Annotated in this window: 13 protein-coding genes; 3 read left to right on the top strand and 10 right to left on the bottom strand. The window is 66.1% G+C overall.

What is annotated here, in order from left to right:
- Positions 1-112: 112 nt before the first annotated feature.
- Positions 113-613, bottom strand: a complete 501-nt coding sequence (gene coaD / locus GUV69_RS01810; RefSeq protein WP_164199189.1) for a pantetheine-phosphate adenylyltransferase — start codon at positions 611-613, stop codon at positions 113-115.
- Between the two features lie 43 nt (positions 614-656).
- On the opposite strand from coaD, the gene GUV69_RS01805 reads away from it, so the two are divergent.
- A complete protein-coding gene (locus GUV69_RS01805) occupies positions 657-1886 on the top strand; it encodes an aminotransferase class I/II-fold pyridoxal phosphate-dependent enzyme (protein WP_244292589.1) in 1230 nt (409 codons plus the stop codon).
- Positions 1886-2674 (top strand): spermidine synthase, encoded by a 789-nt coding sequence (locus GUV69_RS01800; RefSeq protein ID WP_208786567.1) that lies wholly within the window; start codon positions 1886-1888, stop codon positions 2672-2674. Before GUV69_RS01805 ends, GUV69_RS01800 begins: the two co-directional genes overlap by 1 nt.
- A 24-nt stretch (positions 2675-2698) precedes the next feature.
- Here the strand turns inward: GUV69_RS01800 and rsmD are convergent, their stop codons facing one another.
- The 4 genes from rsmD to thiL are packed head-to-tail and all read right to left on the bottom strand — an operon-like array spanning position 2699 to position 7572.
- Positions 2699-3322 (bottom strand): 16S rRNA (guanine(966)-N(2))-methyltransferase RsmD, encoded by a 624-nt coding sequence (gene rsmD, locus GUV69_RS01795; protein ID WP_164199185.1) that lies wholly within the window; start codon positions 3320-3322, stop codon positions 2699-2701.
- Positions 3323-3331: 9 nt separating this feature from the next.
- Positions 3332-5614 carry an ATP-dependent DNA helicase RecG gene (locus tag GUV69_RS01790; protein ID WP_164199184.1) on the bottom strand — a complete coding sequence of 761 codons (2283 nt, stop codon included), beginning with the start codon at positions 5612-5614 and terminating at the stop codon, positions 3332-3334.
- Positions 5604-6599, bottom strand: a complete 996-nt coding sequence (locus GUV69_RS01785; RefSeq protein ID WP_164199182.1) for a DAK2 domain-containing protein — start codon at positions 6597-6599, stop codon at positions 5604-5606. Before GUV69_RS01785 ends, GUV69_RS01790 begins: the two co-directional genes overlap by 11 nt.
- Before the next feature lie 22 nt (positions 6600-6621).
- The gene (thiL, locus tag GUV69_RS01780) at positions 6622-7572 is read right to left on the bottom strand and encodes a thiamine-phosphate kinase (protein WP_244292824.1); all 951 of its coding nucleotides are present in this window, start codon (positions 7570-7572) and stop codon (positions 6622-6624) included.
- 181 nt (positions 7573-7753) lie between these two features.
- Here thiL and GUV69_RS01775 point away from each other — a divergent pair, with 181 nt between their 5' ends.
- The gene (locus GUV69_RS01775) at positions 7754-8260 is read left to right on the top strand and encodes a DUF3515 domain-containing protein (protein ID WP_164199180.1); all 507 of its coding nucleotides are present in this window, start codon (positions 7754-7756) and stop codon (positions 8258-8260) included.
- A gap of 47 nt (positions 8261-8307) precedes the next feature.
- Here GUV69_RS01775 and GUV69_RS01770 read toward each other — a convergent pair whose 3' ends face one another.
- From GUV69_RS01770 to leuD, 5 genes are all read right to left on the bottom strand, one after another.
- Complete coding sequence (locus GUV69_RS01770) at positions 8308-9456, bottom strand: D-alanine--D-alanine ligase family protein (RefSeq protein WP_164199178.1); 1149 nt, start codon at positions 9454-9456, stop codon at positions 8308-8310.
- Between the two features lie 2 nt (positions 9457-9458).
- Positions 9459-10511 carry an NAD(P)H-dependent glycerol-3-phosphate dehydrogenase gene (locus tag GUV69_RS01765; RefSeq protein WP_164199176.1) on the bottom strand — a complete coding sequence of 351 codons (1053 nt, stop codon included), beginning with the start codon at positions 10509-10511 and terminating at the stop codon, positions 9459-9461.
- Entirely contained in the window at positions 10508-11275 is a 768-nt protein-coding gene (locus tag GUV69_RS01760) for a lysophospholipid acyltransferase family protein (protein WP_164199174.1), read from the bottom strand. Before GUV69_RS01760 ends, GUV69_RS01765 begins: the two co-directional genes overlap by 4 nt.
- 17 nt (positions 11276-11292) lie before the next feature.
- Complete coding sequence (gene murA, locus GUV69_RS01755) at positions 11293-12618, bottom strand: UDP-N-acetylglucosamine 1-carboxyvinyltransferase (RefSeq protein WP_164199172.1); 1326 nt, start codon at positions 12616-12618, stop codon at positions 11293-11295.
- 215 nt (positions 12619-12833) lie between these two features.
- Positions 12834-13436, bottom strand: coding sequence for a 3-isopropylmalate dehydratase small subunit (gene leuD / locus GUV69_RS01750; RefSeq protein WP_164199170.1), 603 nt, complete (start codon positions 13434-13436; stop codon positions 12834-12836).
- Positions 13437-13443: the final 7 nt, after the last annotated feature.

Raw genomic sequence — 13443 nt, 5'->3', positions numbered from 1 at the left:
TGAGAACTCCTGTTGAACATATGACCGACGTACCATCTTAGCCTGAAGAGCCGCGGGGACTCAAACCAGGCCTGCCGCCACACGGCAGCGGACGTCGAAGTACCGGACTAGCCTACCCCCTTGGGGACTGACCCGACGAAGGCTCGCCCGGGAACATCCGCTTTTGCACTGAACGCGGCACGTAATCGGAGACGCTGCCGCCCAGGCCGGCCACTTCCTTGATGAGCGTCGATGACAAGTGGAGGTAATGCGCCTCCGCGGGCAGGAACACCGTTTCCACCCCGCTGAGCTGGCGGTTCATGGTGGCCATCGGAAGTTCGTAATCGAAGTCCGACGACGAGCGGAGGCCTTTGACAATGGCAGAGACTCCGCGCTGGCGGCAGTATTCGGCCAGGAGGCCTTCCCCTACGGGTTCCACCACGATCCCTTTCAGGGATGCCAGGGTCTCCCGCGCCATATCGATGCGGTCTCCCAGGCTGAACCTGTACTGCTTGGCGTAGTTGGTGGAAACAGCCACAATCACTTCGTCAAACAGGCCCGCAGCACGGGCAATAACCTCAAGATGACCGTTGTGGATAGGGTCAAAGGAACCGGGGCAGACAGCGCGTCTCATGCACCGAACCTACCCCATGCGGCCGCCGGGATACCATGACTGGATGCATCCACCACGGGAACTTTCGCTGCCCGCCGCACGGGCTCCCTGGCAGCGCACCGCGGCCGGCGCCAACCTCCTGGGCCCTGCCGGCCAACTGGGCGTCACCATCTTCGAAGAGATGACCACCCTGGCCGTGCAGACCGGCGCCATCAACCTGGGGCAGGGCTTCCCGGATGAGGACGGCCCCGCGGAAATCAAGGCCGCAGCCATGGCCGCCATCGCGGCGGGGGCCAACCAGTACGCGCCCGGCAAGGGCATCCTGGAACTGCGCGAAGCTGTTGCTGTCCACCAGGCCCGGTTTTACGGCTTGACCCCGGACCCGCAGACCGGGATTATCATCACCACTGGTGCTACCGAGGCCATCGCGGCTGCCCTGCTGGCCTTCGTCGGGCCGGGCGATGAGGTGCTGACGTTCGAGCCGTTCTACGACTCGTACGGCGCTGTCATCGGACTGGCCGGCGCCACCCACACCACGGCACCGCTGCTGGCTCCCGACTTTCACCCGGACCTGGCAGCCCTGGAGGCTGCCTTCACCGACCGGACGCGGGTGGTGCTTTTGAACAACCCCCATAATCCCACCGGCGCCGTCTTCCCGCGCCAGATACTCGAGCGCGTCGTCGAGCTCGCCCGCAAACATGACTGCCTGATCATCACCGATGAGGTGTACGAGCACCTGACCTTCGGCACCGGGCACATACCGGTAGCCACCCTGCCCGGAGCCTCCGACAGGACGCTCACCATCTCCTCGGCAGGCAAGACCTTTTCCTTTACCGGCTGGAAGATCGGCTGGCTGACCGGCCCCGAACACCTTGTGGCCGCCGTCCGCACGGTCAAGCAGTTCCTTACCTACAGCTCCGGCACGCCGTTCCAGGCCGCGATCGCGTCGGGGCTGGCGCTGCCGGATGAGTTCTACGAGGGCATTTCAGCCACGCTGCGGAACAAGCGGGACATTCTGAGCGAAGGCCTCCGTGCGGCCGGCTTCGGCGTCTTCACCCCGCAGGGCACCTATTTCGTCAACGTGGATACCGCTCCCCTTGGCATTGCCGACTCCGTGGACCTTGCTCGCCGGCTTCCCGCGCTGGTGGGAGTGGCAGCCATCCCCGTCCCGGTGTTCTGCCATCCGGAAGGGGCGGAACGGACGCGCAGCCTGCTCAGGTTCGCATTCTGCAAGAAGATTGAGGTCCTTGAGGAAGCCGCCGACCGCCTGGCCACCCTCAGCGGAAGGCTGTGATGGCCGACGCCCGCAGTGCACGGTCAGCCCGGTTCCTCCGGACCACCGGGCAACACGCGGCAATTGAGCCGGATGCCTTCACAGCGGGCGCCTATGTCCTGAGGATCGGCGGCGCCGAGCAGTCCCACGTGAACGTTGCCCACCCGGAGGAGATCTTCTACGAGTACCTGCGCCGGATCGGCCACGTGGTGGACCTTGCCGCTCCCCCGGGACAGCCGATCACAGCGCTGCATCTTGGCGCCGGTGCCCTCACCCTGGCGCGGTACATCCAGGCGACACGGCCCGGTTCTGTCCAGTACGCCGTGGAGCTGGAGCGCGAGCTCCTCGATTTTGTCCTCCAGCAACTCCCGCTGCCCGAAGGAACCGTACTGCACACCGTCATCGGCGATGCCCGCGACGCCCTGGCGGAGCTGGCTCCGGACCTTAAATTCGACGTCGTTATCCTGGATATTTTCTCCGGACCGGACGCCCCGGCCCACATCGCCTGTGCGGAGTTTTACCAGGAAGCCGCTGCACGGCTCAGTCCCCGGGGCGTCCTGATAGTCAACGTCGGCGACGAGCCAGGCCTCACGCTGGTCCGCAGCCAGATAACCGCGATGCGCCGTGCCATGACGGACGTGGCTGCGTTCGCGGAAACCGGCATGTTCGCCGGCCGCTACCCAGGCAACATCATCCTGACCGGCACGCAGGCTCCGTGGCCCGAGGGCTGGACCGCCGAGCTGACAGCACGCGGCCCGCACCCGGCGAAGGTGCTTGCCGGTGTGGACCTGGACGTCCTGGCCGGCTGACGGCCACCGGCATCACGGCCTGCTTCAGGCCTCGCCCGCCGCCTGCCCGTCGATCACAACGTCCGGACTGATGGCGTCCGGCACTGCGGGCTCCGCGAACCAGAGCCGGGTCTCCCCGTACTTCTTTTCCGCAAACCGTTCCAGGCCTTCCGGCCAGCCTGGTTCGGGGGAACGTGAGGACCTCTCCACCACCACCAGCGCGGCGGGCGTCAGATGGTCTGCAAGTTTGGCCAGCACCGCGGACACTGCAGCCTCGTCCAAAGGATAAGGCGGGTCCATGAAGACGAGGTCCCAGCTGACCTCCCCCGGGGTGCGCTCCAGGAAGGATTCCACTTTGGAGCGGTGGACCGTCACGGCCTTGCGTGCCAGCACACCATTGATGAGGTCGGCGTTGCGCTGGCACACGGAAGTTGCCTTGGCATCGAATTCCACGAGGTCAACGGTTTCGGCGCCCCTGCTGCCGCTCTCCACGCCCAGCGCTCCGGACCCCGCGTAGAGGTCCAGGACACGGGAACCGGCAATGATCCCGAAGGCATCAAGCCGGGAGAACAACGCTTCCTTGACACGGTCCGTCGTGGGCCGGGTCAGGGAACCGGGGACGCTGGCCAAGGGCGTCCCGCCTGCGGCACCCGCAATGATGCGGCTCATGCCCGCCTTCTATCCGCGTTCAAGGAACGCCTCCTTCTCGGGGTTCAGGTATTCGTCGATAGCCGCAGCCAACCGGGGGTGCCGCGCCAGCGAGGGGTCTTTGCCCACCAGTGCCTGGGCGTCCTGCCTGGCGCGGGCAATGATGTCCTCATGCTCCAGCACGCGCAGGAGTTTCAGCGTGGAGCGGCCGCCTGACTGCGACGCGCCCAGGATGTCGCCCTCGCGCCGCAGCTTGAGGTCCTCCTGGGAAAGTTCGAAACCGTCCGTGGTGGAGGCAACGGCGTCCAGCCTGCGCCGGCTCGGGTGCCCGGGTTCCAGGCTGGTGACCAGCAGGCACGTTCCGGGCAGGCCGCCACGGCCCACCCGCCCGCGCAACTGGTGCAGCTGTGAAATGCCGAAGCGGTCGGCGTCGAGGATCACCATCAGCGTTGCATTGTGGACATCGACGCCCACTTCGATGACGGTGGTGGAGACCAGGAGCTTGGTCCGGTTGGCCGTGAAGTCCTCCATCGCCGCGGACTTCACCGCGGTGTCCAGCCTGCCGTGCATGGGCCCCAGCGGCACACCGGCAAGGGCGGGTTCCTGCTGGAGCTGTTCGACGACGGCGGTGACGGACGCGAGCTCACGCTCACCGCCGTTGCCCGCCACGTCCGCCGCGGAAGGTTCCGCTTCCCCCGGACTGAAATCGCCGTCGTCGTCCGTCCCGATCCTGGGGCACACCACAAACACCTGGTGCCCGGCGTCGATTTCCTCACGGGAACGGGACCAGATGCGCCCGGCCCACCCCGGGTTTTCGGCCAGGCCCACCACGTGGGTGGAAATGGGCGCACGGCCTGCGGGCAGCTCGTCCAGGATGGAGGTTTCGAGATCACCGAACACGGTCATGGCCACAGTCCGGGGAATCGGCGTGGCCGTCATGACCAGCAGATGCGGCGGCTTGTTGGCCTTTGACCGGAGGACATCCCGCTGCTCCACGCCAAACCGGTGCTGTTCGTCCACCACGATCAGGCCAAGGTCGTAAAACGCCACATTGCCGCTGAGCAGGGCGTGCGTGCCGATCACGATCCCGGCCGTGCCGGAGGCTGCGTCCAGCAACGCACGCTTGCGCGCGGCAGCGGGCATGGAACCGGTGAGAAGCGAAACCTGCACGGCATTTTCCGCGAGGCCGCCCAGCAGCCCGTCCGGGGACAGCATGGGATCCCGGGACAGCGCGCCGAGCGTACGGCGGATGGACTCGAAATGCTGGGCGGCGAGGACCTCGGTGGGTGCCAGCAGTGCCGCCTGCCCGCCGGCGTCCACCACCTGCAGCATGGCGCGTAGGGCCACGATGGTTTTGCCGGAACCCACTTCGCCCTGCAGGAGCCTGTTCATGGGGCTGTCCTGCGCAAGTTCGGCGGCAAGGGTTTTTCCAACGGCCGCCTGTCCGGCAGTCAGAGTGAAGGGCAACTGACGGTCGAAAGCCGTCAGCAGCCCATCGGTGGCAGGGCGCCTGGCCGTAGCCTCCTCAGCCGCGAGCTGGGCGCGGCGCCGGGCCAGCGCCGCCTGCAGGACCAGGGCCTCCTGGTAGCGGAGGCGGTCCTGGGCCCGCTTCCAGTCGTCCTGTGTTTCGGGCCGGTGGATGAGCCGGTAGGCCTCGGCTACCGGGAGGAACATTTCCCGGCGGGCCACGGCGTCCGGCAATGGATCGGGCAGTGCATCCAGATCGACTGTCTGAAGGAGCGTGCCGATCACCTTCTGGATTGACCAGCTGGTGAGTTTGGCAGTTGCCGGATACACGGGGACCGGCATGGCTGCGAGCTTTTCCGGATCCATGCCGGGCATGTCCGGGTCCTCATCCAGCAGGTTGAAGTCCGGATTTGTCAGCCCCAGGGAGGGGCCGTAACGGGTCACTTTGCCGGAGAACATAACACGACGGCCGGGCAGGAGCTCGGCCTGTGCCCGGTAGCCGCTGAAGAAAGTGATCTTCAGGGTGCCGTGCCCGCTGCCGGGGCCTACGGAAGCGAGACGAGGACGGCCGTGGGATGCGGCGTCGTCGGTAATGATGACATCGGTAATGGACCCGCGGCGCGAATGCATCTTGCGGGTGCTGTTGGAGAGGACGCGCGCAATGAGGGTGACTTCCTCGTCCACCGGCAGCTCGCCGATGGGTGTCAGCTCGCCACGGTTCAGGTACCGGCGGGGGAAATAGTTCAGCAGGCCGCCGACGGTACTGATCTTCAGGTGCTTCTCAATGGCCGAAGCCGACCGTTTTCCGATCAGGCGTTCCAGGCCCGCTTCAAGGTCAGTACTCATGTCCGTTGGAGCCCACTGGGTCCGCTTCAGGATCGCGCGGCAGGGCCAACTGGCTGACCGTAATGTGCACGGGTTCGCCGAGGGAGCGGATCAGCCTGACGGCCGGCCCGGCGTCAGCGACGTGCACATGGACGCGCCACCGGTAGTTGCCGTCCGGATCTGCGGCGTTGCCCACCTGGCTCAGGATGACCGAATCCCCGATCTCATCCAGCCGTTGACGAAGGGTGGCTGCGTTCAGGGGCGACAGGCTGATGGTGCACATCACTTCGACGCCCTCGTCGTCTGGCAGGCTGGTGTGGATGTGCGGGTCCTGGACGTCGTAGCCGTGAAGACCGTCCAGGAGTTCGCTTTGGAGCTCTACGCCCAGGACTGCGGAGCGGAGGCAATCGAGGATCAGGAGCATTCCGACACCTCCCGCGTCCACCACGTGCGCCGTTTGGAGGGCGTCAAGTTGGCCCTCGGTGCGGATCACCGCCGCCAACGCGCCCTCAACCATGGCGTCCAGGGCAAGGCCCAGGGCGTGATTGCTGTCGTCGCCGTTCCGGCCGGCGTCCACGGCTGCGGCGGCGCGGGCCGCCCCTTCCATAACCGAGAGCATGGTTCCCGGGACGGGGTCGCTCAGGGCGGACCAGGCCCGGATCTGTGCCCGGTTCAGGGCGGTTGCCAGGAGCGCGGACGTCAGCCGGGTATGACCGGTCAGGGGCTCGGCCGCGGCGCACAGGAAAACGGAAAACAGGGTGCCCGAGTTGCCCCGTGCCTGCTCCATGGCGGCCTGGCCGGCTGCCGTCAGGCAGCCTCCCACATCGGCCTGGCCAGCCTCCGCGTGTCCTGTGAAGGTGCCCTGCAGGGCACGCGCTGCTGCACGGACCGTGAGGTAGAGGTTCGTGCCGGTGTCGCCGTCTGCCACCGGGAAAATATTGATGGCATTGATGCGGTCGCTGTGGTTGCCGATGGCCGTCTCAGCCTTGTCCAACCACCGCTTCATCGCTTGGGCATTGGCGGCAACCTTAGTCTGCAAAGTGATCCCATCCCGTTGCGCCAGCGACGCGGCCTGCAATTGTGACGCCCGGTCCAGTGTCAGTTCCGGGGGCCTGTACTGAGCCTATCGCAGTGAATCCGGCAGGCAGCTGAATGCCGGCAGGGAATGTGGCCAGCAGCCCGTGGTCCTCTCCCCCGCCCAGCACCCATTCCATGGGATCGCCGGCGAGGACGTCCGACGCCGGACGGAGTCCTTCCGCATGGCGCTTCAGTTTCAGGGGGTCGAGGTCCAGCACCACGCCGCTGGCGGCTGCCAGCCGACCGGCGTCGCGCACCAGCCCGTCCGAGATATCCATCATGGCGGTGGCACCGGCTTCCCTGGCCAGCGGACCGGCGGACAGGGGCGGCAGCGGGCGGCATTGCGTATCCACGAGGGCGCGCTGCGCCGCGTCCAGGGAGTGCACGGGAGTCCTTGATTCCAGAAGTGCGAGCCCGGCAGCTGCCCTGCCCACGGTTCCTGCCAGCGCCAGGACTTCTCCGCCGCCCGCACCGGAGCGCAACACCGCACGTCCGCCGTCGAGGGTTCCGAGGACCGCCACTGTCACGGAGATCTCCGTACCGCGGCCCAGGTCGCCGCCGGCCACCGAGCAGTCAGCGGCCCCCAGCTCCGTGATTCCCGCAGTCAGTCCGTCCGCCAGGTCCTCAACCCAGCTGACGGGGGTCTCCGGCGGCAGCGTCAGGCTGACCACCAGCGAGGTGGCCTTGCCGCCCATGGCGTTGATGTCGCTGAGGTTCTGGGCGGCCGCCTTCCACCCCACGTCGAAGCCAGTGGTCCGGTAGCCGTTTGCCCACTGGATCCGGAAGTCCTGATCCTGCACCTGGGTATCGATGCTGACCAGGGTCCTGCCGTCGGGGGACGCCACGAGGGCGGCGTCGTCTCCCGGTCCCAGCAAGGTGGCCGATCCGTGGGCACCGCCCATTTCCAGCCGGGGAAAAATCCGGGCCAGGAGCTCGGATTCGGACAGCGCTGCGACGGTCAGGGCTTCTTCAGTCAAGGGAATTTCAGGCACGCCACTACGCTACAGCGATGCACTGACAATGCTGGTCCTGAGGTGCCGCTTCGCGTCCCGCCGCACCTCGCGGCGGCGCTAGGCTTGAAGGATGCACCATCCCCGTTTGCCTTTGCCTGTCCGTGTGTCCGTGGGTCTTTTGGCCGCCACGCTGGGCGGTGTTGCCCTGTCCGGCTGCGCCGCCGCCGTGGATGTCGCGCCCGCCACTGACGCTGCCAACCCGGCCTGCGCGCCGATGATGGTGGCGCTGCCGGACGCTATCGGCGAAGCGGCCCTGCGGAAGACCAACAGCCAGGCCACGGCAGCCTGGGGAAATCCGTCCCAGGTGATCCTGCGGTGCGGTGTCAATGTCCCGGGCCCCACGACGGACCGCTGCGTGAGCGTCAACGGCGTGGATTGGGTCATCAAGGAGGGCGACTCCGCCTGGACCCTGACCACCTTCGGCCGCGAACCGGCCACCGAGGTCCTCCTGACCAAGGACCAGGAGAGCATCAGCTCCGCCACTGTCCTCGCAGACCTCGCGGCGGCCGCGGCAAAGATCCCCGCCACCGGACGGTGCGTGGGCCAGGAAGACCTGCAGAACCTGCCGACGAGCTGAATCTCAACTGGCTCTGGTTTGCGGGAATTTGGTCAGCGGGAATTTGGTCAGCGCAGTCCGGTCTTCCGGTTCAGGGCGAGGTAGATCAGCTCGTCAATGAGGTCCGCGTAGTCCAGGCCGGAGGCTGCCCACATCTGCGGGTACATGCTTTTGGGCGTGAACCCCGGCATGGTGTTGATCTCGTTGATGATGAGCTCGCCGTCGGGCGTGTAGAAGAAGTCCACCCGGCTCAGGCCTTCGGCGCCGACGGCGTCGAACGCGGCAGCTGCGAGTTCACGCACCCGGGCAATGGCATCCTCGGGGAGGTCGGCTGGGCAGCTGAGCGACGCGGCATCGTCTTCGACGTACTTCGCGTTGAAATCGTAGAATTCGTGCCCGCCCCCCGCCACGGAGATCTCCCCGGGCATGGAGGTGCGGGGTGCCGAGGTTCCCCGGCCTTCGAGGACGGCGCACTCGATTTCCCGTCCGATGATGCCGGCCTCGATGACCAGTTTGCGGTCGTGGCGGCGGGCTTCCTCGATGGCGGCATCCAGGTCCTCCATCGAATCCACCTTGGAGATGCCCATGGAGGAACCGGCCCGTGCCGGCTTTACGAACACGGGGAAGCCGAGCCGGTCCACCTGTTTGCGGACCGCTTCGGCGTCGTTAAGCCACTGCCGGTCCGTGACTGCAACGTAAGGCCCCACCCGAAGGCCGGCGGCCTCGAACACCACCTTCATGTAGTGCTTGTCCATTCCGACTGCCGATGCCAGCACGCCAGCGCCCACGTAGCGGGTGTCGGACAGTTCCAGCAGGCCCTGGATGGTTCCGTCCTCGCCGAACGGCCCGTGAAGCAGCGGGAACACGACATCAACGGTGCCCAATTCGCGGGGAACGGCATCCGGGGACGCCACGATCAACTGGTGCTCCCCGCCGATTTCGGCCAGTGTCACAGTTTCGGACGACGCCGGTACTTCGGGCAGCGAGGCTGCCGACAAGGACCACTGGGCCGTGTCCGCCGACGCGAGCACCCACTGCCCGGACTTTGCGATGCCGATGGGGATCACGTCGTACTTGTCTTTGTTGATGGCCCCCAGTACACCGGCAGCCGTTACGCAGCTCACCGCGTGTTCGCTGGAGCGGCCGCCAAACAGCACCGCCACCCGGGGCTTGGCATGGGGGGCGGATTCCGGCGTGGCCAGGTAGTGGTCAGACATCGTCAGTAATCGCCTTCGGGTTTCAGGTCCCGGGACAGCAGCAGGGGTCCCAGTTGGTCAACGGACAGTTTGCCGGCGAGGACGGCAACGACGGCAGCGGTGATGGGCATTTCCACGCCCAGCTTCCCCGCGAGTTCATGCACGGCCTGGCCCGATTTGATTCCTTCGGCGGTCTGCGTCATCTTAAGCGCCAGCTCGTCCAGGGTGAGGCCCTGGCCCAGCAGCCGGCCGGCGGTATGGTTCCGGGACAGCGGCGAGGAGCAGGTGGCAACAAGATCGCCGAGGCCGGCCAGTCCGGCCATGGTCCGGGCTTCACCGCCGAGGGCGAGAGCCAGCCTGGAGGTCTCTGCCAGGCCCCGGGTGATGACGGAGGCTTTGGTGTTGTCCCCCATCTGTTTGCCCTCACAAATACCCACGGCCAGTGCAATGACGTTCTTGACGATGCCGCCGATCTCGACACCCACCACGTCCCCGGTCGTGTAGGGGCGGAAGTACGGGGCCGTGCAACTCCGGGCGATCCAGCCCGCAGTTGCCTCATCGGCACAGGCCACCACGGAGGCCGTGGGTTCCTCACGGGCAATCTCCATGGCGAGGTTGGGACCGGACACCACCGCGATCCGGTCGGCCGGAATTCCCAGTTCCTCGCCGATGACCTCGCTCATCCGGGCATCCGTGCCGAGTTCCAGTCCCTTCATCAGAGAGACCACCACCGCGTCCGGGGCGATGAGCGCTTTCCATTCACGGAGCTGGAGGCGCAGTGACTGCGCGGGCACTGCGAGCACAACCAGGTCCGCGCCGGACAGGACACTGCCAACGTCCACCGACGATGTGATGCTGGGTGGCAGCACAGTGTCCTTCAGGTACTGGACATTGCGGTGGGTGGCGTTGATCTGCTCAACCACTTCGCTGCGCCGGCCCCAGAGCCGGATGGTGCGCTCCACTCCGGCGGCAGATGCGGCGTCAGCGAGGATCTTGGCGAACGTCGTTCCCCAGGAACCGGCCCCCAGAACGGCAACAGAACGGGCCGAGCCGGGACGGCTGCGGTCAGCGGTCACGTGGGATCCGCCGCGTTGTCGGGCCGTTCCCGGTCAACGAACCGGCCATGCGTGGCCTGGTTGTGTTTTGACGGATCCCAGCGCTCAGCCGGCGGCTCCTCGCCCCGGATTCCGGCCAGCAGCTCTGTGACGGCGTCCATGATGACCTCTGTGGCGGCTGTGAGGGTCGCCTTGTCCAGGTTTCCGCCCATAAAAGGAGTGAGGTCCACGGGTTTGCCCACCACCACGCGCGACGTTTTGCGCGGGAAAAGGTGGAACCGTTTGGCATAGCGCGGGAACACCTCGTGGGCCCCCCAGTGGGCGATGGGCACCACCGGAATACCCCCTTCGAGGGCAAGGCGTGCCGCCCCCGTGTGGCCCTTCATCGGCCAGAGGTCAGGATCCCGGGTGAGTGTTCCCTCCGGATAGATAATGATGGCCCCCCCGTCGGCCACGATTTCCTGGGCGAGCTGCAGCGAGCGGTTCGCTCCCGCCGTCGAGCGTTCCACCGGGATCTGGCGGGTGGCCCGCAGGATGGCACCCAGGACGGGCACCTTGAAAAGCCCGGCCTTGGCCAGGAAATGCGGAGCGCGCTTCTGGTTGTACAGCAGGTGGCCCACAATAAGCGGGTCAATTTCGGTGCAATGGTTGGGCGCGGCAATGAAGCCGCCGGCCGGAAGGTTTTCCAGGCCGTCCCACTTTTTGTTCATCATGCCGTTAAGCAGCGTGCGCACTATGGCTGCCACCACCACGAACGTGGCCTGGCTCTTGGCCGTTTCCTTCACGTGCCCCCCCCCCCCCGCTACTTTGTTGAGGAGATGTCGAAATCGGCGCCGAGGCCGGCCAGCTTTTCGGTGAACCGCTCATATCCGCGGTTGATGATGTCGATCCCGGTCACACGCGATGTACCAGTGGCTGCAAGCGCGGCAATGAGGTGGCTGAAGCCGCCACGCAGGTCGGGAACGTCGATGTCGGTGCCCTTGAGCTGGGTGGGGCCTGAGATGACGGCAGAGTGGAGGAAGTTCCGCTGGCCGAAGCGGCACGGAACGCTGCCCAGGCACTCACGGTGCACCTGGATGCTGGCGCCCATCCGGATGAGGGCGTCGGTGAAGCCGAACCTGTTTTCGTACACGGTTTCGTGCACGATCGAGACGCCCTCGGCCTGCGTCAGGGCCACAACCAGGGGCTGCTGCCAGTCGGTCATGAATCCCGGGTGCACATCTGTTTCCAGGACGAGCGGGTTGAGCTTGCCGCCGCGGTGGTAGAAACGGATGCCGTCCTCGCCGATGTCCATGCCGCCGCCCACTTTGCGGTAGGTGTTCAGGAACGTCATCATGTCCCGCTGCGAGGCACCCTCAACGAAGATGTCGCCCTTGGTGACGAGGGCAGCCGAGGCCCACGACGCCGATTCGTTGCGGTCCGAGAGGGCACGGTGGTTGTAGCCGCCCAGGTCCTTGACGCCTTCGATGCGGATGGTGCGGTCCGTCTGGACGCTGATGATGGCGCCCATCTTCTGCAGCACGGCGATGAGGTCAATAATCTCGGGCTCGGTTGCGGCGCCGGAAAGTTCGGTGATGCCCTCGGCGCGCGTGGCGCTCAGCAGCACCTGCTCCGTGGCACCCACCGACGGATACGGCAGGGAGATCTTGGCGCCCTGCAGGCCCCTTGGCGCGGAAATGTGGATGCCGCCCGGGCGCTTCTCGACGACGGCGCCGAACTGGCGCAGCACGTTGAGGTGGTAATCGATGGGCCTGTCGCCGATCTTGCAGCCGCCAAGGTCCGGAATGAAGGCCTCACCGATCGCGTGGATCAGCGGTCCGCACAGCAGGATCGGGATCCGCGAATCGCCTGCATGGGCGTCGATCGCGGTACTCGGGGCCGTCTTGGCCGCCTTGGGGTCCAGGGTCAGGTCACCGGTGACCGGATCCTTATCCACTGTCACCCCGTGCAGTTGCAGCAGGGAGGTGACAACCTCCACGTCCTTGATTTCCGGAACGTTCCGCAACACCGACGGTTCGTTGCCCAGCAACGCTGCCACCATCGCCTTCGGGACCAGGTTCTTGGCCCCCCGGACGCTGACGCGGCCTGTAAGCGGGACTCCGCCGCGGATTGTCAGAACACTACTCATATACCGGTTTCCTTACGATTTCTCGCCCCCAAATACTTGCAAAGGCTCCAGCTAAGCATAGGAGGTCGCGTTACCGAACCGAAATACGGCATGCCCGGCGTGGTCGTTTTTCCGCCGTCGTGCCCGTTAACGACGGAAGCAACGCGGGGTCACTCCACGCCCGATAATTCGACGTTATCGGCCCTTACGTGACCCCGCGTTGCCCTGGCTGGCGCTTAGGACAGCCGGGCCGGAAGCGTCTTGGGCATAAAGGCCGGACGTGTGGCTTCAAAGGCGGTGATGTCCTCTTCGTGCTGGAGCGTGAGGCCGATATCGTCGAGGCCTTCGAGGAGCCGCCAGCGCGTGTAATCATCGATGTCGAACGGTGCCACGATGGTGCCGCAGCTGACCGTCTTGGACACCAGGTCAACGGTTACCTCGGTGCCCGGGGCGTTCTCGAGTTCTTTCCAGATGAGCTCGATATCGTCCTGGGCGAGTTCGGCGGCCAGCAGGCCCTGCTTGCCGGAGTTGCCGCGGAAAATATCCGCAAACCGGGACGACAGGACCGTCTTGAAGCCGTAGTCCTTCAGGGCCCAGACGGCGTGCTCGCGGGAGGAGCCGGTGCCGAAGTCCGGGCCGGCCACCAGGACGGAACCGGCATTGAACGGGGCCTGGTTGAGGATAAAGGACGGGTCCTTGCGCCAGGCCGAGAAGAGCGCGTCTTCAAAGCCCGTCCGGGTGATCCGCTTCAGGTAAACGGCGGGGATGATCTGGTCCGTGTCGACGTTGCTCTGGCGCAGCGGGACGCCGATGCCGGTGTGGGTGGTGAACTTTTCCATAACGGTC

It is taken from the genome of [Micrococcus luteus] ATCC 49442, from assembly GCF_010367585.1.
In the GTDB taxonomy this organism is placed as follows: domain Bacteria; phylum Actinomycetota; class Actinomycetes; order Actinomycetales; family Micrococcaceae; genus Arthrobacter; species Arthrobacter luteus_A.
This window is presented reverse-complemented; position numbering and strand designations above follow the sequence as displayed.